Below are 23,447 nucleotides of genomic sequence, written 5' to 3'. Positions count from 1 at the left end.
CTCAAGCGGTCGAAACCATCACAAACCGCGCGCAATCACCATGCGCTGAACATCGCTCGTTCCTTCGTAAATCTGGCATATCCGAACATCTCTATAGATCCGCTCGACAGGGTAATCGGCCATGTAGCCGTAGCCGCCATGGATCTGGATGGCGTCGGAGCAAACACGCTCCGCCATTTCAGATGCAAAAAGTTTTGCCATGGATGCCTGCGAAAGGCAGGGCTCGCCTGCCTCTTTCAAGGCTGCGGCGTGAAGAACCAGCTGCCGGGCAGCCTCGATCTGCACGGCCATGTCTGCAAGCCGGAAAGCAACCGCCTGATGTTCGCTGATTGCCTTTCCGAATGCTTTTCGCTGACTGGAATAATCCTTCGCCGCCTCGAAGGCGGCGCGCGCCATACCAACCGCCTGGGCGGCTATGCCGATGCGCCCACCTTCGAGATTGGCCAGTGCGATCCTGTATCCCTCACCCTTTTCACCCAGCAGCAAGGATGCGGGCACACGCATGTCCGTGAAGGCAAGCTGACAGGTATCGGAGGAATGCAGGCCAAGCTTTTCCTCGACCCTTATAACCGCGTAACCTGGTGTGTTCGTGGGAACAATGAAGGCAGAGATGCCCTTCTTGCCCGCCTGTGGGTCAGTTACGGCAAAGACGATGATGACATCCCCGTTTTTGCCGGACGTGATGAATTGTTTTGCGCCATTGATCACGTAGTCGTCGCCATCGCGAATGGCGCGAGTCCTAAGGTTGGAGGCGTCTGATCCCGCATGGGGTTCGGTCAGTGCAAAGCCGCCGATCCATTCGCCGCTGCTCAGTTTCGGGAGAAAACGGTTTCGCTGCTCTTCCGTACCGAAATTAAGGATGGGCACGCATCCAACCGAATTGTGCACGCTCATGATCGTTGAGCATGATCCATCTGCCGCAGCGATTTCCTCCAGAGCCACCGCATAGGCAACGGCTCCGACATCGGATCCACCATAGTCTTCGTCAACCAGCATTCCGAGAAAGCCCAGCTCACCCATCTCCCGCAATTCCTTTGCGGGAAATCGACTTTCGCGGTCTCGCTTGGCTGCGCCCGGCGATAATCGATCACGCGCAAAGGCACGAGCCATGTCTTTGATTTGCTGCTGAGATTCGTTGAGAATCATACGGCCTCCCTAAGGAAGGCCGCGATGCCATCTGGGCTTCGCCGTTTGCCTGATGCAGTCACTTTCCACCTCCTTTGGAAAGATCCATTCGCGCTTTTCCCCTCCTCCAAGGCTGAAGCGCTACAACCGATGAAAAATCACTCAGGTTGCAAATGAACGGTAACACCACATCCTTTACGATTCAAAACCAAACAGAGTGGCATTAATTGCCATCTTCAATCATTTGATCTAGAATTTGACAAAAGGTTAGATCATTTGATCCATGATGGAACTCGATAGCTTCGACCAGAAAATATTGCATGTCCTCAGCGAGGATGGGCGCATCAGTTGGCGTGATCTTGCCGACCGTATAGGCCTGTCATTTTCGCCAACCCTGCGGCGTGTCCGCAAGTTGGAGGAACAGGGAATCATCAGAGGATATACAGCAGTCTTTGACGAGAACCGCCTGTTGGGAAACATGGGCGTGTTCATATCCGTCACGCTGGAACGGCAGATCAAGGATGCCCTTGTGACATTCGAGCACAGCGTCGCATCCATGCCCGAGGTGGTGGGAGGCTACCAAACCAGTGGCAGTTCGGACTACCTGATTCACGCCATGGTCAGAGACCTCGCGCATTATCAGCAGCTTCTCGATTTTCTGACGACCGTACCCGGCGTTGCTCGTATCCAGTCCAACTTTGCCACGAAAACCTTCGTCCGCCGTTCGGCTGCCTTCACCGGTGAGTGAATTCTATCCGGCCTTGCTTTCCGGTGGAAATTGCAGAGCGATCAGTCTGACCTCATCGGCCCAGGCGTGCCTCGCTTCCGCCGTCGTCAAGTTATGGTCCGCATCGGCGATGTAAACGATGCGCGGATTGCCATAGCGGCTGGTCAGCAATCGTCCACGCGGGCCAAAATTCGTTTCCAGCATCGCGGCGCCGATATCACCTTCGGTAAAGATGATGGTCATCCGCGTGTCATTGGCAACAATGGCGTTGAAATCCTGCGAGAGCTTTGCGAAACGCGGGGAGAGGAATGGAAAGCGCACCATGAGCGGCGTCGTGAATGACACGAATTTTCCAACAATCATCGCCCATAGATTGACTATGCCATTTTTGACCCGAACATCGCCACTGAGGACCCGGCGCCAGAAGGTGGAAGACATCAGCTTTGCGCCATAGCTTGCCAGCGGTTGCCGCGATGAAATCAGCAAAGCCTCCACATCGGCATCGTCCGGGATATAGAAATCGAAAACATTGACCGGCACGACGCCACTAAAACGCCTGTCTCGAACGCCACTCTGGAACGCGGCCCAACCGCCGCTGCACCGCCCGGTCACGACGACGGGGAACAGACGTCGTTCTTCCAGAAACTGCATGGCGGCATCGATATCTTCCAGTTGCCCTTCCCCGTAGATGATCTGCTCCGGTCGACCGGGAACTGCTGGACTGTCAGCGATGTTGGCCATATCGAAACGCAGGCTTGGCACGCCGGACTTTGCGAGATCCCTGCAAAGCTTGGCAGATATCCGACCCCAGCCGGACGCACGCTCATAGCCGGTGGGGAGAACAAGCACGGTCGCACCGGTGCGTGGACCTGTTGGCTCCGAGAGGACGCCATACAGGCGGTTATCCTGTCCAAACCGCACGGGCATTTCCCGAAAACCTTCCCCCTGAAGGGCGGCGGTTGTTGGGAGAGCGAATGGCTCATGGACGCGTTTTGGGGCCTGACTTGCGATTTTGGCTGCCCATTCAACCAATGTTTCAATGGCGGAGGTCGGTGGCACCGAAAACAGCACATCCCGGATGAATCGATCATAGCCCTCGAACACCAGGGCTCTGGTGTTTACGCCAAGCGTCTTTATATGCTCGGCAAACTCCATATCGGCGTGACGGTTTTCCTGCTGGAGCAGCAATATGTCGGCTGCGGGTGCCTTTGTGCCCGATGCGATGTTCAACTTGCGCAGGCCCGCCGCTACCGGTTCGGGAATGACCTGCTCTCCCATGGACGGACCACTGGTACCGGTGTTGGGAATCGACCCCTGATTGGCGATCCGGCTTAGAGCAACGAATTCTCTCAACCAGTGACGACCGGACAATGCGGGTGCGGCAAGGGCCAGACCGGCAACGCCCCCCGATTGCTCTGCTACATTCCACGCGATTGCACCGCCAATGCCGTGCCCGACAAACAAGATGCGGTCCGCACCGGATAATGCCTTCAGCTTTTCCGCAGCTGCCCGTGTTGTTTCAAGCCAGATATCAAGACCAGCATCATAGCTGGCGCGATCAAGGGCGTCACCGGTTCCGGGATAGTCGAAGCGCATACTCGCCATGCCGCGCTTTGAAAGCTCGACGGCAAGACGTTGCCAGAATTTGCGCGCGCAGAGTTCCTCAAATCCCCAGGAGCCGACGAACAATACCGCCGTATCCGTCATCTCTGGACCCACCAAGGAGGAATTTCCGGGAACCAGCTGCCCATCTGCCGGCCTGAAAAGACCAACGGTATCTGCGAATGTCACGGGGTAATCCGCAGCGATCTGGGCGTTCTTTCCCTTTATCTCATGCAGACCGACCATGGCATTCATCCCCCTTGACCCCCAACCCTTGCGAAACGCGCTGTGACAATGCCTGAGCGATATTAAACAATACTTGAGATAGTCTTGACGCTGCGGCGCCACGGTCCCTCACGCTACAGCTCAAAGATCGGATGCTGGCCTTCTGCCTGAATGTGCCGCCACCAGGATAGCGTTGAGCTTTTCATAATATTGAGAGGATTCAGACGTTCCCTTGAACCCTTCTATGCCGGGGAAATGCGTGTCTCTTTCGATCCACCACCGATCGACACCGATTGCCAGCGCTTTTTCCAGTACTCTTAACAAATCCCCTTCCCTGTCGGGATCGTAGCACCAGCCGGTTCCCAGATCGCGAAGGATTTCCGGGGTGCCGCCCCGTTCGGTTCCGATGACGGGAACACCATAGGTCGCCGCTTCCATCAGGATCAGGCTCTGCGGCTCGTGCCAGCGAGACGGAACGACAATGACATCAGCAAGTCTGTAGACTTCTTCCGGCGGGACAAATCCAAGAAACTGCACAGGTGCGTTTCCAGCAAGTGATTTCAAATGATGGACATAGTCCTCGCGACCGCGACCGGCGATCAACAGTGTCGCCTTTTCAGGATTGGAGAGCTTGAGAAATCCAGAAATAAGATCTTCGACGCCTTTCTCTTCTGCCAGCGCGCCGAGATAGCCAAAGGTAAAGCGCTCGCTCACGCCACTTTTTCGTCCCACCAGCGGGGCGTGGAACAGAGCCTCGCTGCGATTGGCATTGAGCAGGACATGCCAATCCGCATTCGGCAGAACGTCATTTTTCAGGTATCGCTGGCGCAATGCGTCGCTGACCGAAATTGCCGTGACACCATCGCCATTGCTGGATTTGATACGTGAGGTGAGAATACGACATTCCAGGCAAGGCTTTGCACAGTTTCCGGAACTGCGGAACATGCTCGATTTTGGGCAAAGCAGAGCGTAATCATGCAGGTGCAGGCAGAGCGGAATATTCAGCGCACTTGTGGCCGCAAAGATCGCCGGCTGCATACGAGCGGAATTATGCGCGTAGACGAGGTCGACCTTTTCCCGGGCCAGTAACTCCATCATTTCCCGGGTCGAAGTGGCACCCAAGGCGCTCCGAATATGCCAGGCCAGCTTGGTGAGCTTACCTACTGCGGGTTTGCGTGGACCAGGCAGATAGCTGTTGTGCCAGTTTATTCTAATTACCCGGATGCCATCACTGTTGATGCTTTCACCGGGCGGGGCGACCGCATCGCCTTCAAGCCCCAGAGAAAGAATGATGACGTCGTGATAACGCGAAAGTTCTGCCGCGCACATGCGTGCCACGATTTCTGCACCTCCCTCCTCCTGAGGTGCGAATGTCTGTGCGACGATACAGATTTTCATCGGTTTCGCATTTTCTCCATGTCGCACTCGCTCTTGATACAGGGCTGGCGAGGCTGATGATTGGATATTATTTCAGCAGACGTAAACATTACATCAAGCACGCGAAATAGCAGCGAGGAGTGCGCTTGCACTCTTGCTCCAGGAAAACTGTGCTGCCCGCACCCCGCCCTTCGTGATCATCTCGCTCCGCAGCTGGGGATTTTCCGAAAGCAGGTCGATCGATTGAACGATCTGAGCACTCGAATTCGGATCGAAATAGAGAGCGGCATCGCCGCAGACCTCGCGTGCTGGTTCAATATTCGAAGACAGGACCGGACATCCGAGGAACATTGCCTCCAGCGGTGGAATTCCAAATCCCTCATAAAGGCTCGGAAAGAGAAGAGCCGTCGCGTTTTTATAAAGAGCCGCAATTTCTTCATCGGTAAGCCGCCCGGTAAAGACCACGCGGCCGTTTTGCGGGCCCTTGCCAACGCCGCTGGCATCATCCTTGAAGACACTTGAGGCAGCTGCGCCGACTATAGCGAATGTGGGAGCCCGTTCTCCCATGGATGAGATGGCCTCAATGGCGCGGCCGATATTCTTGTTGGGTGTCGGAGAGCCCACGAAAAGCAGATAGGCGTTTTCAGCAAGGCCGAGGCGTCCAAGGACGGTTTCGTCCGGGACAATGTTGGCCATATGCTCGCAGCTGTTGGGGATAACGGAAACATCAGTCGCGCCGATTGTTTGCGCCAGCTCCCGACGCGAGAATTCCGAGACCGTCGCGATCTTGCCTCTGCGCGCGAGAATATGCCCAAGCGTTCCGTGGACAGCCCGGTAGGAACGGGAAAAATTCTCCGGTGTGCGAAAGATCATCGCGTCATGGATGACGGTCAGACTTCTGCTGTGCAGGATCGGACCGCTATTGCACAAATTCACCAGTCGACCGGCACGAGCGGCGGCAAAGAGTTGGGTCTGTTCCCACAGATGTCCTGAAAGAGTGCCGACATGACGCTGTTTCATGGCCGACAGTTTAAGGTCGAGCTCCGCATTAGCAGGTGCCAGCAATACCCATTCTTCCTGAGAGCCCGAAGCAATCAGATGTTCATCCAGTGCTTTGACGATCTCGCGCGCGAAGCGTTGCACGCCGCTGGTTTTTTGAGACAAGAAGCGACCATTGATGAAATTCTTCATATGCGGCTAATGCTCTCAGCGGAAGGTTTACTCACAATGGTGCGATAGAGGTCCATAAGCTCCTGGTTCGTCCGCTCGCTGCGATACCGCTCCATGAAGCGTTGATATCCAGCCGCACCCATTTGCGCCCAGCTTTCACGATTGCGTGACGAGATGGCTCGCGCCAAGGCCGCATGATCTCCGGCGGGAAAGAGAATGCCGGTAACGCCGTCGCTTACGACAGACTGCAAACCTCCGACGGCGGATGCGATAACCGGTTTATGAGCCCGCATTGCTTCCAGAGCAACCAACCCGAAGCCTTCCCAGCGCGAAGGCATTACAACAACATCGCAAACCGCCATTTGACCCGTAATCTCTTCAGCAGACTTCCAACCCAGGAATTCGACATTTGCCGGGGTAGCCTGCTTGAGATGGTCCCGATTTGTGACATGTGCACCAATGATGCGAAAGAACGCCGTTTCGCCAAGCGAGGCTGCAGCTTCAAGAAGAACGTCCACGCCTTTTTGCCTGTCCAGGCGACCAACGAAGAGTACTTTTGTGCGTTCGTCTTTCCACTCGGCCGGGACACTTTCTGGCGGTCTTGACGATATGCCGTTTTCGATCACCCTCATACGATCTGCGGGTATACCGGCCTTGAGGCCCTGCTGATACTCATGGTCCGAGATGGCCACAATAATTCGCGAAAGAGGGACCAGGGCCCTCTCGACCCATCTGGCTGGATATTTCAGGTTGCCAAGTGTCTGCATGTCGAACACCCAGCCATGGGGGCAATAGACGACTGGCGGAAACTGTCCCGGTAGGGCGCTGATAGCCCTGACGATTGCCCCGGCAAAAGTGGAATGTGCATGGACGATATCAGGCCTGAATTCTCTGACTTGCCGCGCCACTGCGGCACCCAGCGCAGGAAGCGCGGTTAATCGTCTTTTCCGCGCGAAGGTGGAGACGCAGGAGGAAGGGATGTTCTTCAGAAAGCTGACATGAGCATCGGGAACCAGTAGCCTCACATTTTTTTCACCCAGCACTGCGATCTGAGCCGGGACCGTTTCGTTCAGATAGGTCGCGGGGCCGCCCGGCAAGGTCTCAAAGACGTGCAGAATCCTCATGATCCCCTCATTCATGATACAGCATCGAATGCGATCTGCTCTTTCACAGTGACTTAAAGCCCAAAATTCTTAATAATATGAAATGTAAGGGGAAAATAATAAATGTTATCTTCCGCGACATCAGGGGAAGACTTGTTTGCAGATGCACACTACGTCTCCAAGCAATTTAGTTCTACGCGGGACTGAATACACCTGACTGTTGTTCAATATATTTAAATGGTTGCACCGGCATAAGTGGGCCTGAAGCTCAACAAAGGCACTTGTCGTGGACAGAGGGCAGCGGATTTGAAGATCTGCATCGTATCGCAGACGTTTGCTCCCCAGGAAGAGGGTGGCGCGGAAATCTCTGCGCGGCTTGGCGCGGTCCAGCTGGGGCAGCGCCATGATGTCACGGTATTGGCACTCGGCAAGGAAGGCGATCCCGTTGCCCCAACCGGCGAGAGGCAACTGCCAGGTGGCATCCGACTGGTCCGAATTCAGTGGAACAATAGCTATCTACCGCTGCCGCGGAAATCTTCGGTCGGGTTGATAAGACGCGCAGGCTGGCACCTGCGCACGGCATTGGGTGCAGTCTGCCCTCAAGAACTGACGCAGTTTCTGATACGGGAGAAATTCGACCTCATTTATGCGCAGAACTCTTCCTATATGCAGCCTGCCCTGTTCATTGCGGCACGCCAGGCAAATGTACCCGTTTGCCTGCATTTGAGGGATTATGGCCTGCTCTGTCCCAAGACCAGCATGTTTCGCAACGGTAAAAACTGTGAGCGTCCCTGTTTCGATTGCTCTCTTCTCAAGCAGCGCGTGTCCTCACTAAACGGGTCGGGCATGACGGTGATTGCCGTCAGCGAGGCGTTGCGGCAAAGATTCGCCGACAACGGCCTGCTTCAGGACGCCAAATGGCACGTCATGCACAACACCAATGCGGCAGAAAGCAGTTTCGAAGCCAGCCTGGTTGGCAGACGGGAGCCAAAGTCCAAAACATTCACCTTCGGTTATCTTGGCGCAATCTCCGAAGAGAAGGGCATCGGAGATCTGTTGCAGGCATTCAGCTCCGCTTGCGATAAAAACGATGCCCGGCTGGTTCTGGCGGGAAGAGGCCGTGAGAACGACGTCAAAAAACTGAAAAAAAGGGCTGCAGGAAAGACGGTTGAGTTTACCGGCTTTGTTCCTCCCGAAAATGTCTATCGGCAGGCCGATGTGATGGTCTTGCCATCCCGCTGGCACGAACCGCAAAGCCGCATATTGATCGAGGCGCCAATCTACGGCCTTCCGGTAATTGGCACGATGCGGGGAGGAACGACCGAGATCATCAATCAAAACCAGACCGGCTGGCTCTACGACCCGGACCAGCCCGGCGCCTTGGCTAATCTTCTGACCAAGGCTATCGAGATCGGCCAGGACCAATGGTGGAAACAGCGGGATACTCTGTTTCCCGGTATAGCAGACTTCAAAGGCACGGCAGAGCAATCCGATTACTATGGACGTCTGGAAGCGGTGCTGTTGAGTGCCGCAGCACGCTGAAATTATCCTCGCAGCTTAGTTATCGCCCGTTTGAAACGTGCCTTCCGGCTTGTCTTTCCAGAATTTTCCCAGCCACAGATCGGTTGATGGCGGCCTGAATGCACCGAAGGCAGAGGTCGGGCTGAAAGTCATTTCGCCGAACAGGGGCCCAGATTCCTTATCGTAGAAATCGATGCGAACGAATTCGAACCCCTGTGCCAGAGTGCGTGCCGCAGCTAGAATTTCATCCAGATGCGGAGGACGAGGCAACTCACCCGGCTCCAACGGATAATAGTGACCGAAATTGAGTTTGTTCCAGTTTTCGTCGTAGAAGCAGCGGCGATGATCCGAAAAGCGCGCGGTATCGATCTGTATGCACGGGATATCGTTCTCAAAGCAGAACAGCTTGTAGTCGACTGGCGCCTCACCATCGTCGCCGATGAATGGCTCAATGAAAATTTCCGGATCGATGTGGTTATACCACTCTTCCGCCAGCCTCCACGCCGTTCGCCCTGCCAGCCAGGCCGCACATTTTTCCTTAGCACCGACCAGATCTTCCGGCCCGTAGACGAAGATGTTGCGATCAGATCCGTGATTGACCTTGATCACATAGGGAAACGGCAAAGGCGGGCAATCATCGAGATTTTTACCACGCCAGAGGGTCGGCGTCACCCATTTGTCGCCCAGCACCTTGGCCACATGTGCTTTCACCGAAATCTTGTCGCTGAGCATTATCAGCCGGGGATCGGATGCCGGGCTTGTCCATGCTATTTTCCGCGCGGCGAGATGCTCATTCAGTGTCTTCGGGTTATCGAGGTCAGGCCATAGCTTATGATATCTGTAGTACTGCAATTGGGTGGCCTGCTTGATTGGCAGGCTGTTGATGGTGGCGTGGTAAAGGCTTTTCAACAGGCGGCGTATTGCTGAATGCTTCGGCTGATCAGATGCCATGGTTCCCCAACCCTCGCTAAACTCGTCTGGTACTCAAATATCTTTGCTTACGGGCGCGACGCTCGCCACAGCAATGTGCTGGATATGGACGCCGTCACAAGCGCGGTGAAAAAGGCGGAAAGTCCCGCTCCGATAAAGCCGAAGGAGCTGATCAGAATGACGCTCATCGCGATCGACAGCAGGACACTGGAAAGGTTGACGAAGGCGTAATGGGCGTCTTTTCTCAAACTGTTGAGGCCAAGACCCATCAGGTCGGTGCAGGAGCGCACCACTGCGGTGAGCAGCAGAAGCGCAAACATTCCCTGATGCTCTCCAAGTTCCGGCATATTCATGAAGTGGACAAGAACATTGCCGCTCAAAAATATGGCGAGACCGAGAGCAAAGGCGACGGCAGCGGTTTTTGTGAACTGCCAGACCATCGCTTCCCGCCACTCTCTCATCGATCCCGTATTGTAGGCCTTGAACAGCACAGGAACCGCAACCTGCAATACCGCCGTCGAGATCAAGGTCTGCAATGCATTGGCCAGTGACCAATAGAATGTGTAGACGCCCGTCAAGGAAAGCGTGAGCAAGAGTGAAACGATATATCGATCAGCATAGACGAGGCCGACATTGCTCATGTCGCTGATGTAGATCAGCCATGCCCGACGCATCCGCTTGCGAACCCAGCGCAGCCGCACCGGCGCCTGAAAAATACGCCTGATGGGCCAGCTACGCAGAAACCATGCCAGCCCAAGGAACATCAGAATATAACCGCAACTCCAAGCAATCATGATCGCTTCGATTGTGCGCAGAGACTGAAACGCCAAGCCAAGCCCGATGACCGGCACGATCCAGGATGAGGTCCTTAGAAAAAACAGCACATTTGCCTGACTGGACATTTCCTGCGCAATCAAGGGCACGTGAATGTCGCAGGAAATCGTTTCCAGCCAGACGACCAGAAGAATGAGGAAATAGAGCGGGGTTACAGAATGACCCAGGGAGAAGGCGACCATCAGGACAACAGCCGTCATCACGGCGAGAGATGTGACCGTCACAAGCAAGCGGGTCTTCATGTAAAGACCTGCGACACCGGAGGTCTTGCCACTCACATCTCGAGAGATGAAATAATTCAGGCCCCAGCCCAATGCTGCGGGGGCGGCATTGACGACGCCAAGCGCCAGGCCGTACACGCCGGCGGCCTCAAGCCCCATAAATTTGACGATGTAGAAGGAAAGCGCAAAACGCAAAACCAGCGTGGAGCCACGAAGCCCCATATTGAAGAGCACATTCATGCCGGAAAAGGATCGACCTTGCAGAAAAGGGATCCTAATAGCAGCCCGGTTGTTGTCTTCAGCCAATTTCAATCCTCAATATTGCAGCCCGGAATGCGTCATCCGAACAAGCCTGATGTCCTCCATTCCACTTTCCTCCAGTGAAACGAGGGCAATCACGACACTGCCGGTATCTTCCTCGTGCTGCATGAGGAATACTTCGTCGAATACGTGGCTTTCACCCGAATGGATGCGCGATTTTGTTGCCACACCTCCATCTACCACGATGCAATCGAATTTTTCTCCTTTTTCGTCCTGCGCATCGCGCAAAACGCCGTGGCCTCCACGTCCGTCAATCGCGGCAAAGTGCAGACACGGCAAGGCCTCGACAGCATATGGTGCGTCCAGAGCCGGCCGCTCGGCTGCTTCCGGCAGAAGCATCGCTGTGAGCAATGGATCGTGCGCCGCAGCATCGACCAGCAAAACCCTGCGTCCCAGCTTTGACACTTCTGCCGCCAGATTAAAGGCAGCGTAAGGTGCGCGGTTTTTGACACCTGTGGAAACGACGAGGATGGAATGATTGTTGCCCGGGCTCATACCCGAGGACACAGTGCGGGCAAGGGCGCTGAAGTCGTCGCCCGCAGATGCGCTCAACGACTTGGTGTCGACTTCCCGAACAACTCGACTTGCCTGCGCAGTGCTGGAAAAAGGACGCTCCTCGTCCATGTGTGGCGGTGGCAATTGAGCCTGTCTGCCTTCCTCTCTGTCTGCTTCCGCGTCGACCTCCTTGCGCGGTTTGCGAAGAAGACGTTGCGGCTCGTAGGGCAGGCTGCGAAACTGATCGCGGACAACAAGGAGGCCAGCGGCCAGCATCAGACCCAGAATTCCGCCGCCCGCCACGATCAATGCACGCGGTGGTCCTGCGGCACGCAGAGGGGGCTCAGCGCTGGAAATGATTTGCGGGTTCTCATTGGAAGTGCCCTGCTGTTCCGACAGCTGTTTGGTGCGCAGCAGGAATGCTTCGTAGACCGCGCGGTCGCTTTCGAGTTTGCGCTGCAGTTCGCGCAGACGCACCATCGTCTGTTCGTCGCTGTTGAGTGTTGTCTTCAGCGCATCTGCGTTTTTGCGCAACAGTGCCAACTGGTTTTTCAGGCGCTCCAGATTGCCTGACGTCGCGGTCGCGAAATTGCGCAATTGCTCATCAAGAATATTCGCCAGCGACTGGCTACGGGCGCGCGCAGCCTGCAGGGATGGATGCTGGGCACCCAGAGAGGTAGCCTGAACCTGCTCCTCCTCGCGACTTTCCTGATAACGCGCGCGCAGCGAAATGATTGCAGGCGTCAAGGACGTGTCTGGGATTGAACGCAGATACTGACTGTCGTTTCTGGCCCGGTTCAGCTCCGACACCAGCGCCTCGCTTTCGGCGACTGTCGCGGACAGTCTGGAAATTTCCGTATTGGCATCGGCAATGCGCTGCTCGACATCGGGTCGGCCCTGAATATCGGCAAGATTATGTTCCGCCCGGTATGCCTGCACGGCGCGATCGCCGTCTTCCACGGCCTTGCGCAGCTGGTCAAGTTGGGCGGCGAGCCCGCCGCCTGTTCGGCGCAACACGTCACTGTTCATCTCAACGCGGACCTGCGTATAGGTCGTGGCAATGAGATTAGCGAGTTCGGCCGCCCGTTGCGGGCTGTCCGATTTCACGGAGACGTTGACGACGAAGCTGCGTCCGACAGCGGAAACGGACGTGACTTTTCTCAAGGCATCAAGCGCCAGATTGCTGCGGCTTTCCTTGTCGGGATAAAAAGGCTTAGCCGCCCCGAACTTTGGATCGTCGTAAAGCTTCTCGCTCTCTACTATACGCGACAAGACCTGCGCCGAGGTGATAATATATTGCTGGTTCAGAACATGGGAATCCACAGCACGAGGCTGTCCGGGCAGATCGCTCTCAAGAACGCGCGATCCTTCCGGATCCAGCAATATCTGTGACGTCGCTATGTAGTAATTCGGCATGAGTAGCGATGCGCCGAACGCCAGCGCCCCGCAAATGATGCCGATTAGGATGATGAAGAGGATGTTGCGCCACAACAATAGTGCCAGTCGCATAAGATTGTGCGTACCGCCTGCTTCCTCACGCGGATGTGGATCGTAAGACGTGGTGCCGTTCATCGCCATATCTGTCTACGATCCCATATTCCTGCGGAGCCGCCCCGCGGGTTTCCTGACATTGGTGTTTCGTCGCATCCCGGCATCCGCACCTGTCGAGCGATGAATTCAGCACTTCAGATACTGCTCTCATTTGCTCACATGTCATAGGACGCCTGAAGCATTGGCCATTGGTCAATCTATGGATGACGAGTTAATATACCGTTTTTCTTGGACGAGATCAGTATTGAGGGAGCGATGCGAGCGAATCTATGACCACCTGGACAATCCGGCTTTTTTTCTCAATGTGGCCGATTTTCCCGAGTGTCCGTCTTCCATGTTCAACAGAAATGCCCCCTGCGGTTTCACGGGGACAGGCACGCACAGGGCCCGAAAGCCTGCCGATGAACGAGGATGGACGTCCCTTTTGCGCGATTAAACCGATGAACCATAGTATCCGCTTAATCAGGCGGCCCTTGCCAGCGCTTTAGCGACACTCATGGCCTAGATGAAGCTAGGCCGGGAAACAGAGCGAAGCTCATTTCCCGGCCACGTTTTGAGTTTTATCGAGCAAGATCAGGCCGCAGCGCGGTAACGATGCTCTGTCTGACCATTGCTTTCCAGCTGGAACCGCTCAAGTTGCGTTCTCAACTGACGCGCCTCATCTGCCAGAACCTGGCTGGCTGCAGTCGTTTCTTCAACCATTGCAGCATTTTGCTGGGTCATCTGGTCCATGTGGTTGACCGAACTGTTGATCTCGGTGAGGGCCGTGGATTGCTCCTCGGCGGCCCGCGCAATAGTCGTGACGTGATCATCGACGCGATTGACGAGAGTTTCGATCTCCTTCAACGCCTCACCCGTGGACAGAACGAGGGAGACACCGCCCTTTACTTCATCCGCGGACGTGTTGATGAGCGACTTGATTTCCCGCGCGGCATTTGCCGAGCGCTGAGCAAGTTCACGCACTTCCTGCGCAACGACGGCGAAACCGCGTCCCGCTTCACCGGCGCGCGCGGCTTCGACACCGGCGTTCAGGGCAAGCAGGTTGGTCTGGAAAGCAATCTCATCGATAACGGAGATAATCTGGCCGATTTTCTGGGAGGACTGCTCAATACGGCCCATGGCATCAATAGCGTTGCGAACGATATCGCCAGACTTGCCTGCGCTACTCTTCGTTTCGCGGACCATCTGCGTCGCTTCGTTGGCGCGAGCTGTCGAGGTCTTGACCGTTGTTGTGATTTCTTCCAGCGCAGCGGCGGTTTCTTCCAGGGCAGCAGCCTGCTGCTCTGTGCGACGGGCAAGCTGATTTGCCGAGGAGGAAAGCTCACCAGAGTTATCAGTGATTGTCCCTGCGGCCTGGCGGATCGTCTGCATGGTGCCACGCAGGGTGGCAAGCGTCTGATTGACGTTCGTTTGCAGTTCGGCGAAGGCACCCTGGTAGCTGCCATTCATCTCCTGTGTGAGGTTAGCTTCAGACAGCGCAGCGATCACGCGACGCACTTCAGTAATCCCGCGATCAACGTTTACGACCAGCTCGTTCACGCCTTCTGCAAAACGCTGCAAGTCAGGATCTTCATAGCTCTTGGCAATACGCTTGGAGAAGTCGCCGGCAGCGGCAGCGGCGACGATACCGCTGATGGAGGACTGCAAGTCCTTGCTCTGCGCGGTGATGGCGGCTTCCTGGGCTTCCATTTCGCGCATTTGCGTTTCGTTTGCTCTGAAGATTTCCAGAGCGCGGGCCATTTCGCCGATTTCGTCCTGCCGATCGACACCTTCGATCTTTTCGCTCAGGTCGCCCTTGGCAAGGCTGCTCATGCGCTGGGTCAGCATGCGCACAGGACGCGAAATGCCGCGACCACCGACCGCAAGTGCCGCAAGGACACCGCCGACAATCGATACGACTGCTGTCGTGATCAGGACGATCATCGTAAAGCTCGATACAGAAAGTGCATGCGCACGAGATTCAGTCAACGCATTGCCGGAATAGGTGCTGTAAACCTTGATTGCCGCGGTGACCGCCTTTTGACCTTCCAGGCTGTCATTGAGGCCAGCCTTGATGGTATCGGTGGTCACAGCCGGACCGGAAGCCAGTTTCACAAGAGCGCGGATCTTGTCGAAATAGGCGTTAAGCGCAACGCCGATATCCTGGAGCTGTTTCTTTTCGGTCTCATCCGCTGCAGCCGCGATCTTCGGCAGGCGCTCCAGCATTTCCTTGGCACGCTTTTCGGTATCGGCTGCAAAATCAGCTGACTTCTCAGGGGCGAGAACAAGCTGGTAGGTCAATCGGCTCATCGCAATCACGTCGATGCGCAAATCCATTGCTTCTCGCGCGGCTTCTTCCTTCGCGCCGGTATCTTTCAGTGCCGCGCCCAGTGACATAAGTCCCTGAGTTCCGGCAATGGTGATGGCGAAGGCTGAAAAACCCATGAGCGCAACCACCAGGCTCACTTTCTTCAAAATCGATATATTGCTGATTTTCATATTGAACACCGGTTGGTTGATTTCTCATCTTCGAGAGCGGCGAATGCCAAATGCAGCACGATGCCACGTCGTTGACATAGATACGCCTAAATCCTTTCCGTAGTGTTGAAATTGCCCAGCGCTCCGGCTGCGTTTCCCGGCATACGCGGGATTTTTCGACTATACTTTAAAAAAAACTTAAATTTTCAAGAATGAAAAGTTGCGCCGGCGCGATAGACTACGCCGCCTGGTAGCAACCACACGGGCCGCCGAGCTCACTGTTCAGAGCGGGACTTCATAGATCGGCGTGATTATTCTGCGTTATGTCAAAACTCATTCGTCTAGCTAATGACGCGACAGCGCCAAATCGTCACTTTGTCAGGCGTCACCCTGCCCGCAGCCTCGTCTCGCCAGCCGCCCACTCCCTGGCAGGCTGCTTAACGCTCGAATTTGCGAGGCAACGCCCCCGGCATCAAACCCTGCGGCCGTCGGCGCCGAAAAGATGTGCGTTGGCGATATCGAAGGAGAGCGGAGCGGTTTCGCCTATGCGCAACTGTTTCTGTCCCTCCAGCAAGACGGTTACGGCCTGACCATCCGCCGTGGTGGTGTAGATGACCGTCGACCCACCGAGATGCTCGACCAGTTGGACCTTTCCTTCCCCTAGACTCGCAGATTGGATTTGCGGGTTGAAATGCTCCGGGCGGATGCCGAGTGTCAGGGTTTCACCATCTTCTGCCTCCAGCGAGCGGTCGAGAACGATCTGCTGGCCAGACACCTCAATCGTTCTGCGGGATGGATCGTTGGAGACCAGCCTTGCCGTCAGAAAATTCATTTTTGGCGAACCGATGAAGCCAGCCACAAACTGATTTGCCGGTTGATTGTAAAGATCGAGCGGCCGCCCGACCTGCATGATACGCCCTTCACGCAGCACGACAATCTTGTCAGCCATGGTCATGGCCTCGACCTGATCATGTGTTACGTAGATCATGGTGCTGCCAAGCGTCTGATGCAGCTTGGCGATTTCCACGCGCATCTGCACGCGCAACTCTGCATCGAGATTGGACAGCGGTTCATCGAAGAGGAATATCTTCGGCTCTCGCACGATCGCCCGGCCAATCGCAACGCGCTGGCGTTGGCCGCCCGAGAGCGCTTTCGGCTTGCGCTGTAAGAGCGGACCGATTTGCAGCACGTCGGCCGCTTTCTGGACCCGAGCTTCGATTTCAGGGCGTTTATATCCGGCTGTTTCAAGGCCGAAAGCCAGGTTCTTGTACACGCTCATATGCGGATAAAGAGCGTATGATTGAAAGACCATGGCGATGCCGCGTTTGGAAGCAGCCGTTTCGTTGACCTTCTCGCCATCGATCAGAAGATCACCGTCCGATATCTCCTCCAATCCGGCTATCATTCGCAAAAGCGTCGACTTGCCACAGCCAGAGGGCCCAACAAAGACGGTAAACTCCCCGGGCTCGATTATCAGGTCAATGCCGTGGATGACAGGAAAGGCACCGAAGCGCTTGACGATTTTTTCCAGAGTGATGCTGCTTGCCATATTGTTCTCCACCCGCGATCAGGGTCGCCAGCTTTTGTATTTTGGATGATCGGAGCCAATTGGGAGGCGGATATCCGAATTCGTATCACTCGAGTGATAAATCGCCGTAACGAGTTCCAGCGACCGACGCGCGTCGGATGTGCGGACAGGCGGCGGCTCGTTCTTTTCCAGCGCGTGATAGAAGGCTTCCATCTGGCCATTGAACCGTCTGCCGACGGGCGCCATCTCCGAAACGAGGGCCTCTATCTTCCTGCCCACCTCTTCATTGGCAGGAATAATGCGCCACGGACCGTCCCCCGGTGAATAGGCCGCATGGTTACTTTCAAAGGTGACATTTTCGAAGGCCAACCGCAGGCGGCTGATTTCCTCCTGGGAACCCAGGGTGGACGTCAACGAAACCAGGGCACCGTTTTCCATGAGCAGGCTGGCGGAAACGCAATCCTCCACTTCAATGGCGTTGACGCGCGTATCCGTGCGCGCAAAGACCCGGTCCACGGGTCCCATCAGGTATGTCAGCATGTCGTGCAGATGGATGGCGTGCGTCATCAGAACACCACCGAGCTCGGTCGCCCAACGCCCGCGCCATGGATTGTCGTAGTAGGTGGCGTCACGGTTCCAAAGTGTCTCTGCGGTTCCGACATAGGGTTTTCCAGCCAGTCCGCTCTCGATGATGCGCCGCGCCTGCTGCACTCCGTCACCATAGCGATACTGGAAGATTGGCATGAGGCTGCCCTTGGCAATCTTTTCGGCCGCAACCACTTCGTCCAGCTCTGCCAGTGAGCCTGTCAAAGGCTTTTCGCAGACCACATGCTTACCGGATGCCAGGGCTTTTAGAATGAGGCTCGTGTGAATGGCGGGTGGAGTGCAGATGTCGATAATGTCGATGTCGGGCATCGACATCAGCTCATCCGATGAGCGAGTGCGTTTAGAAATATTGAATTCGTCAGCGACCGCGTTCAAGCGTTTCTCATCAAGGTCACACAGGCAGGCCACCTCATATTTGTCCTTATGGGTCGCATATCCCTCGACAATGTGAGATCGTCCGATGCCGCAGCCAATGATCCCTACCCTGTAGCGCTTAGCCATTATGTTGGCCCTCCGCGATCTGTTGCGCCTTCAATGCGATTTCCATCGCAGCGAAGCACCGCGCCTGCGGCATTGCCGTTTCCGTGCGATTGCGGATATCAGCCAGAAGCTGGGGACCGTAGGGAAGAGGCACATTCGCACAATCAAAATAGTGCACCCCCTCTCTGTCGGTCAGGAACAGGTGGTTGCCGCCATCACGCCCGGCAATATCGACGTTCTTGCGAACCTCTATCGCACCCTGCGTGCCGGTGATGAACAGGCGCCCGTCACCCCAGCTAGGCAAGCCTTCCGGCGTGAACCAGTCCACGCGGATGAAGCCATCGACATTATTCGTCGCCAGATGGATATCACCACTGTCTTGCAAACCCGGTGTATGGGAATTGGCGCGGTTGGACACCCGGGCAAAGAGGACATCTGCCGTATTGGAATTGGTGAAGAAAAGGAACTGCTCGCATTGATGCGAAGCAATATCGACGAGGATTCCGCCATAACGTTGCCGCTCGAAAAACCAGTCAGGTCGTGTTGAGGCGCGCAATCGATGCGGGCCGAAGCCGGCGATCGAGACAACCTCGCCAATGGCCCCGGCTGCGACAAGCTCACCAGCTTTCACGGTTGCTCTGTTTTCGAAATGCTCCGAATACAGCACCGAGAAAATCCGGCCCGTTTCGGCCTGAACTTTCTTCACCTCCTCAAGCTGAGCAAGCGTGACCATGCCCGGCTTGTCTACCATCACATCCTTGCCCGCGCGCATGGCTTCAATGGCAAGTGGGGCTCGTTCATCCGGAATGGCGGCACTGATGATGAGGTCGATCGACCCATCTTCCAACAGCCTGCCTTGGTCATCAACACGTGCCACGCCCGCAAAGGTCTGCGCATATTCCTGAGCAAGATCATCCTCAATGGCGTGGAAGCCGACGAGTTCGGCGCCCGCATCCAACAGGCATTTCGTCTGACCGAATATGTGATTGTGGTTGATACCGATTGTTGCAAATCGAACTGGTTTCATGATCGAGCCTTGATGTATCAGCGTTTCATGCCGGTGGTCGCAATGCCCTCGATGAGGAGCCGCTGAAAGAAGAGGAAGAAAAGAAAGACGGGCACCAGTGACAGGTTGGACATGGCAAACAGAGCCGTCCAATCAGAGCTGCCGGTTGAGTCAACGAAGGAGCGCAGACCGAGCTGGACCGTGTAGGTGTTGATATCATTGAGGTAGATGAGCGGGCCGAAGAAGTCGTCCCAGGTCCAGATGAAAGAGAATATGGCTGCCGTCGCCAGGACCGGAAGGGAAAGCGGCAACATGATCTTCCAGTAGATTCGGAATGGGCTGCAGCCGTCCATCACGGCGGCTTCATCCAGCTCCCTTGGAATACCACGGAAGAACTGCACCATCAGGAAGATGAAGAAGGCATCGGTAGCCAGGTATTTCGGCACGATCAAAGGCAGCGATGTGTTGACCCAGCCCATTTCCAGGAACAGGATATATTGCGGGATGAGCACCACGTGATACGGCAACATCAATGTGCCCAGCATAAGGGCAAACCAGAAGTTCCGCCCCCCGAACCGCAGGCGGGCAAAGGCGAAGGCGGCCAGCGAACAACCCACGACATTTCCGATGGTGGCGAGAACGGCGATGAAAAAGGAATTCCAGAAGAACTGGCCGAAGGAAACCTGAAGCCCCGTCCAGCCCCTGATATAGCCGCCAAGATCGACTGCCGACGGGATGAGAGACGATGAACCGAACAGCTCGTCCTGCGGGCGAAACGAGCCTGAAATCATCCACAGGATTGGATACATCATCGCAATCGACGCGGCAATCAATGCGGTATGAAGGAGTATGGACTTCCAGACGGGGCGTTGCACTGCCTGCCCCGGGCGCAGTGAGGTAACAGCATCAGTCATCGTAGTGCACCCAATATCGCGCGCTGAGGAAAGAGAAGGCCGTGAAGAGGGAAATGATCACCACGAGTATCCACGCCAGGGCAGATGCATAGCCCATGCGGAAGAACCCGAAAGCTTCCTGATAGAGATAGAGCGTGTAGAACAGCGTCGAATTGATCGGACCGCCCGAGCCCTCGGAGATGATGAATGCGGGGGTAAACGCCTTGAAGGCATCGATCGTCTGAATGACCGCGTTGAAGAAGATGACAGGGGTCAGAAGCGGCAGCGTGATGCGGAAGAACTGGCGCATCTTGCCCGCGCCATCCATTTCGGCTGCCTCATACATGTCTTGCGGGATCTGTCGAAGGCCAGCCAGAAAGATGATCATCGGCGAGCCGAACTGCCAGACAGAAAGAATGACAAGCGTGTAGATGGAGTAGTCGGGATTGGAAATCCAGCTTGGACCTTCATATCCGAAAAGCTGCCACAGAACCATGTTGACCAGACCATCCGACGCAAAGAGCTGGCGCCAGAGAACGGCGATGGCAACGCTGGAACCCAGAAGGGAAGGCAGATAAAACACGGCGCGATAAAGCGTCAGCCCTTGCATGCCGCGATTGAAAGCCATCGCCACCATCAGGGCAAAAATCAGCTTCAATGGTACCGATAGCAAAACATAGGTGAAGGTCACCTTCATCGCGGCTGCGAATTTCGGATCGGCAGTGGCGATGCGAACATAGTTCGAAGCGCCCACCCAATCCGGCGATTGCAGCAGGTCATAATTGGTAAAGGAAAGATACAGGGATGCCAGAGCTGGCCCCAGGGTGAGACCGAAAAAGCCAATCAACCATGGCAGCAGAAACATGTAGGCGTGAAAGTTGCGGTCGAAAATTTTTCGAATACCGCTCTGCTTCGGAAGAGCCGCCTGTCGGCCCTCCCGCACCATAACATCGGATCGAAACGCCATTGCTCGTTACTTCCGCTTGATAACTGTTTCCGCTTCCGTGACCAGTCGCTTGCCGCCCTCTTCTGGCGTCATCCTGCCAAATGCAACCTCTTCAGAGGTGCGCTTCAGCACGAAGGCAAATTCACCGGCACCAGGAGGTGGGGATGGCGGCAGCGGTCCGACGCCGGGCGTAACTTCGGCAATATAGTCCACCATCGCCTTGCTGACGTCGTTGAGCTTGGGGCTCAGCTGATTGCGCATCGACTCCGATGCCGGAACGCCGCGTTCGACCCCGAGAATATCCACGCCTTCCGGTACGGCGACCAGGAAGTTGATAAACTCTGCCGCCGCTTCCATCCCGGCGCTGCCTTTGGCAACACTCATCAGCATGGATGGCTTGAGATAGTGGCCCGACGGAGAATCCTTGGACACCTTCGGATAGGAGGTTATCGACAGCTTTGCCTTGTTGACTGCCTGATATCCGACAAACTGGTTGGAGTGAGCAAAGGCGGTGGCGGCCTTTCCAGTCGTTAGAGCATTGCTTTCAATGTTCAACTGATCGAGCGCCTGAATGTCTGCGGGGACACAAGCGCCGGCTTTGCGCATATCCGCCCACATGGTGAACCAGTCGCCGGCATCCTTTGCATCATAGCCGAGCCCGCCGTCCTCGCTGAACAACGCCTTGTTCTGCTGCCGCAGCCAGTTTTCGAAGCTCGGCTCTACGCCACTGGCGTCGGCTGTGGCGTAATATCCCGGCTTGGGCTTGTTCTTTCCGAACTCGGCGGCATTCTTGGCAAACTCTTCCCATGACTGGCCTGCTGACGGCGCCTTGACGCCCGCCTTTTCCCAGGCGGCGGCATCGAAGAAAACAGAACTCGAGTTAACACCGAGATTAATGCCATAAAGCTTGCCGTCTACTCGACCAGAGTCGATGTTGGGCGTTCCGAAATCCTCGATCTTCAGAGCTTTGCCGACATATTCATCGAGCGGAGCCAGCGCCCCGCGTCGGGCATATTCAAAGATATAGCGGTAGTCCATCTGGATGAGGTCAGGCGCGTTTCGACCGGCAACCTGTGTTGCAAGTCTCGGCCAGTAATCCGACCAACCCGCAAATTCCCCCGCGATATCAAGATCGGGCTTGGCTTTCTTGTAAGCGGCGATGGCCTTGTTTGTGCGATCGGCACGCTCTTGCGAGCCCCACCACAGCAGTCGCAAACGGGCTGCCTGTGCGAAAGCGGGTCCTCCACCCACCACCGCCAGCGACATGGCCGCAAGTCCCGCCGATACCACGGCACGTCTTTTGAGCATCACGGACATTGGCAACTCCTCCCTAATTGACTGCCAAATTGAATGATGAAGATAAACAGCGCTTGCCGTTTTATAACTATCTGGTTACATGGGATCATCGATTAGCAACATTGTCAAGCGGCCATTGCACATGGATGATTTCAAAGAAAAAGGGTCTCGAAAGAGCGATAACGAAGCGGCAGACAAGACGACCACCGGTCGAAAAAAGACAGTGACGCAGTCCCGCAATCCCGAGCGCACCCGAGCTGCCATTCTGGAGGCAGCACGACGGGAAGTGGCGGCAAAGGGTCTGGCAGGCGCGCGCATAGATGTGGTGGCAAGGCGCGCCGGCACCAACAAACGGATGATCTACCACTACTTTGGAGACAAGGACGCGCTCTATCTGGCGGTGCTGGAAGACGCTTACCGTCACATCCGCAATGCCGAACACAGGCTTGATCTGGCCCGCAAGCAGCCGATGGAGGGCCTAAAGGAACTGGCGCTGTTTACCTGGCACTACTACCTGGATCACCCGGAATTCCTCAGCATCCTTGCAACCGAAAATCTCAATCAGGCCAGATACTTGCGACAATCCGAGAGCATCCCAGAAATGCACTCAAACTTCATTTCCGAGTTAAAGGACGTGCTAAAGCGGGGAGAGGTCACCGGCGATTTCAGGCCGGGACTGGACCCTGTCGATGTGTACCTGACAATCGCTTCCCTTGGCTACTTCTATCTGTCTAACCGCTTCACACTTTCTACCATCTTCCAAAGAGATCTGGCGGCACCGGCGGAACTCGAAAGATGGGGTCAGCACATTGTGAACACGGTGATTGCTGCATTGCGGCCACTCTGATCCTCATTCCAGAAAATTGAACAAGATCAACTTTCTCTACCTTCGCACATGCGAAGGTAGAGAAGACAACGCCTGCTGCGGAGGAGGCATTGGGTCTGCGCACTACGATTTTTCACACTCATTTTTCCTAGTAAAAACCGCTTGACAGAAAAGCCATTTCGGAATCACAAATAACCAATTGGTTAC

The 23,447-nt window shown here is 55.6% G+C and carries 18 protein-coding genes; 3 read left to right on the top strand and 15 right to left on the bottom strand.

Annotated elements, in window-relative coordinates; all coding sequences use genetic code 11:
- Window positions 1-18 precede the first annotated feature (18 nt).
- On the bottom strand, window positions 19-1,146 hold the full coding sequence (locus ASF69_RS14520; RefSeq protein ID WP_062588672.1) for an acyl-CoA dehydrogenase family protein: 1,128 nt from the start codon (window positions 1,144-1,146) through the stop codon (window positions 19-21).
- A 262-nt stretch (window positions 1,147-1,408) separates the two neighbouring features.
- Between ASF69_RS14520 and ASF69_RS14515 the strand changes: the two genes are divergently transcribed.
- The gene (locus ASF69_RS14515; RefSeq protein WP_062588670.1) at window positions 1,409-1,873 is read left to right on the top strand and encodes an Lrp/AsnC family transcriptional regulator; all 465 of its coding nucleotides are present in this window, start codon (window positions 1,409-1,411) and stop codon (window positions 1,871-1,873) included.
- A gap of 3 nt (window positions 1,874-1,876) precedes the next feature.
- Here the strand turns inward: ASF69_RS14515 and ASF69_RS14510 are convergent, their stop codons facing one another.
- The 4 genes from ASF69_RS14510 to ASF69_RS14495 form a co-directional block, all read right to left on the bottom strand.
- A complete protein-coding gene (locus ASF69_RS14510) occupies window positions 1,877-3,700 on the bottom strand; it encodes an alpha/beta fold hydrolase (protein ID WP_162238087.1) in 1,824 nt (607 codons plus the stop codon).
- A 120-nt stretch (window positions 3,701-3,820) separates the two neighbouring features.
- Entirely contained in the window at window positions 3,821-5,077 is a 1,257-nt protein-coding gene (locus ASF69_RS14505; RefSeq protein WP_062588666.1) for a glycosyltransferase, read from the bottom strand.
- A 93-nt stretch (window positions 5,078-5,170) separates the two neighbouring features.
- On the bottom strand, window positions 5,171-6,247 hold the full coding sequence (locus ASF69_RS14500; RefSeq protein ID WP_062588664.1) for a glycosyltransferase family 1 protein: 1,077 nt from the start codon (window positions 6,245-6,247) through the stop codon (window positions 5,171-5,173).
- On the bottom strand, window positions 6,244-7,350 hold the full coding sequence (locus tag ASF69_RS14495) for a glycosyltransferase family 4 protein (RefSeq protein WP_162238086.1): 1,107 nt from the start codon (window positions 7,348-7,350) through the stop codon (window positions 6,244-6,246). Before ASF69_RS14495 ends, ASF69_RS14500 begins: the two co-directional genes overlap by 4 nt.
- A gap of 285 nt (window positions 7,351-7,635) precedes the next feature.
- Here ASF69_RS14495 and ASF69_RS14490 point away from each other — a divergent pair, with 285 nt between their 5' ends.
- Window positions 7,636-8,871 (top strand): glycosyltransferase, encoded by a 1,236-nt coding sequence (locus ASF69_RS14490; RefSeq protein WP_062588660.1) that lies wholly within the window; start codon window positions 7,636-7,638, stop codon window positions 8,869-8,871.
- Window positions 8,872-8,886: 15 nt separating this feature from the next.
- Here ASF69_RS14490 and ASF69_RS14485 read toward each other — a convergent pair whose 3' ends face one another.
- The 10 genes from ASF69_RS14485 to ASF69_RS14440 form a co-directional block, all read right to left on the bottom strand.
- Entirely contained in the window at window positions 8,887-9,801 is a 915-nt protein-coding gene (locus tag ASF69_RS14485; protein WP_062588659.1) for an ATP-grasp fold amidoligase family protein, read from the bottom strand.
- Window positions 9,802-9,848: 47 nt separating this feature from the next.
- Entirely contained in the window at window positions 9,849-11,075 is a 1,227-nt protein-coding gene (locus ASF69_RS14480) for an oligosaccharide flippase family protein (RefSeq protein WP_062588657.1), read from the bottom strand.
- Window positions 11,076-11,150: 75 nt separating this feature from the next.
- Window positions 11,151-13,223 carry a GNVR domain-containing protein gene (locus tag ASF69_RS14475; RefSeq protein WP_162238085.1) on the bottom strand — a complete coding sequence of 691 codons (2,073 nt, stop codon included), beginning with the start codon at window positions 13,221-13,223 and terminating at the stop codon, window positions 11,151-11,153.
- Between the two features lie 552 nt (window positions 13,224-13,775).
- Entirely contained in the window at window positions 13,776-15,680 is a 1,905-nt protein-coding gene (locus ASF69_RS14470; protein ID WP_062588653.1) for a methyl-accepting chemotaxis protein, read from the bottom strand.
- Between the two features lie 451 nt (window positions 15,681-16,131).
- Window positions 16,132-17,208: a sn-glycerol-3-phosphate ABC transporter ATP-binding protein UgpC gene (gene ugpC, locus ASF69_RS14465; RefSeq protein ID WP_062588651.1), complete on the bottom strand. Its 1,077-nt coding sequence runs from the start codon at window positions 17,206-17,208 to the stop codon at window positions 16,132-16,134.
- Between the two features lie 18 nt (window positions 17,209-17,226).
- On the bottom strand, window positions 17,227-18,294 hold the full coding sequence (locus ASF69_RS14460; protein WP_062588649.1) for a Gfo/Idh/MocA family oxidoreductase: 1,068 nt from the start codon (window positions 18,292-18,294) through the stop codon (window positions 17,227-17,229).
- A complete protein-coding gene (locus tag ASF69_RS14455) occupies window positions 18,287-19,300 on the bottom strand; it encodes a Gfo/Idh/MocA family oxidoreductase (protein WP_062588646.1) in 1,014 nt (337 codons plus the stop codon). The genes ASF69_RS14460 and ASF69_RS14455 overlap by 8 nt, the downstream gene beginning before the upstream one ends.
- A 17-nt stretch (window positions 19,301-19,317) precedes the next feature.
- Complete coding sequence (locus tag ASF69_RS14450) at window positions 19,318-20,193, bottom strand: carbohydrate ABC transporter permease (protein WP_062588644.1); 876 nt, start codon at window positions 20,191-20,193, stop codon at window positions 19,318-19,320.
- A complete protein-coding gene (locus ASF69_RS14445) occupies window positions 20,186-21,139 on the bottom strand; it encodes a sugar ABC transporter permease (RefSeq protein WP_162238084.1) in 954 nt (317 codons plus the stop codon). The genes ASF69_RS14450 and ASF69_RS14445 overlap by 8 nt, the downstream gene beginning before the upstream one ends.
- 6 nt (window positions 21,140-21,145) lie before the next feature.
- Entirely contained in the window at window positions 21,146-22,435 is a 1,290-nt protein-coding gene (locus tag ASF69_RS14440) for an ABC transporter substrate-binding protein (RefSeq protein ID WP_062588642.1), read from the bottom strand.
- A 121-nt stretch (window positions 22,436-22,556) separates the two neighbouring features.
- Here ASF69_RS14440 and ASF69_RS14435 point away from each other — a divergent pair, with 121 nt between their 5' ends.
- Window positions 22,557-23,261, top strand: a complete 705-nt coding sequence (locus ASF69_RS14435) for a TetR/AcrR family transcriptional regulator (protein ID WP_062588640.1) — start codon at window positions 22,557-22,559, stop codon at window positions 23,259-23,261.
- The last annotated feature ends 186 nt before the right edge of the window (window positions 23,262-23,447 follow it).

This window comes from Rhizobium sp. Leaf311 (genome assembly GCF_001423445.1).
Classification (GTDB): domain Bacteria; phylum Pseudomonadota; class Alphaproteobacteria; order Rhizobiales; family Rhizobiaceae; genus Agrobacterium.
This window is presented reverse-complemented; position numbering and strand designations above follow the sequence as displayed.

Bases quoted from the DNA above. Each gene is read 5' to 3' on its own strand.
- ASF69_RS14485 (WP_062588659.1), bottom strand. From the start codon at position 9,801: ATGGCATCTGATCAGCCGAAGCATTCAGCAATACGCCGCCTGTTGAAA.
- ASF69_RS14470 (WP_062588653.1), bottom strand. From the start codon at position 15,680: ATGAAAATCAGCAATATATCGATTTTGAAGAAAGTGAGCCTGGTGGTT.
- ASF69_RS14500 (WP_062588664.1), bottom strand. From the start codon at position 6,247: ATGAAGAATTTCATCAATGGTCGCTTCTTGTCTCAAAAAACCAGCGGC.
- ASF69_RS14475 (WP_162238085.1), bottom strand. From the start codon at position 13,223: ATGAACGGCACCACGTCTTACGATCCACATCCGCGTGAGGAAGCAGGC.
- ASF69_RS14450 (WP_062588644.1), bottom strand. From the start codon at position 20,193: ATGACTGATGCTGTTACCTCACTGCGCCCGGGGCAGGCAGTGCAACGC.
- ASF69_RS14520 (WP_062588672.1), bottom strand. From the start codon at position 1,146: ATGATTCTCAACGAATCTCAGCAGCAAATCAAAGACATGGCTCGTGCC.
- ASF69_RS14505 (WP_062588666.1), bottom strand. From the start codon at position 5,077: ATGAAAATCTGTATCGTCGCACAGACATTCGCACCTCAGGAGGAGGGA.
- ASF69_RS14455 (WP_062588646.1), bottom strand. From the start codon at position 19,300: ATGAAACCAGTTCGATTTGCAACAATCGGTATCAACCACAATCACATA.
- ASF69_RS14445 (WP_162238084.1), bottom strand. From the start codon at position 21,139: ATGGCGTTTCGATCCGATGTTATGGTGCGGGAGGGCCGACAGGCGGCT.
- ASF69_RS14435 (WP_062588640.1), top strand. From the start codon at position 22,557: ATGGATGATTTCAAAGAAAAAGGGTCTCGAAAGAGCGATAACGAAGCG.
- ASF69_RS14440 (WP_062588642.1), bottom strand. From the start codon at position 22,435: ATGTCCGTGATGCTCAAAAGACGTGCCGTGGTATCGGCGGGACTTGCG.
- ASF69_RS14515 (WP_062588670.1), top strand. From the start codon at position 1,409: ATGATGGAACTCGATAGCTTCGACCAGAAAATATTGCATGTCCTCAGC.
- ASF69_RS14460 (WP_062588649.1), bottom strand. From the start codon at position 18,294: ATGGCTAAGCGCTACAGGGTAGGGATCATTGGCTGCGGCATCGGACGA.
- ASF69_RS14480 (WP_062588657.1), bottom strand. From the start codon at position 11,075: ATGAATGTGCTCTTCAATATGGGGCTTCGTGGCTCCACGCTGGTTTTG.
- ASF69_RS14510 (WP_162238087.1), bottom strand. From the start codon at position 3,700: ATGGTCGGTCTGCATGAGATAAAGGGAAAGAACGCCCAGATCGCTGCG.
- ugpC (WP_062588651.1), bottom strand. From the start codon at position 17,208: ATGGCAAGCAGCATCACTCTGGAAAAAATCGTCAAGCGCTTCGGTGCC.
- ASF69_RS14495 (WP_162238086.1), bottom strand. From the start codon at position 7,350: ATGAGGATTCTGCACGTCTTTGAGACCTTGCCGGGCGGCCCCGCGACC.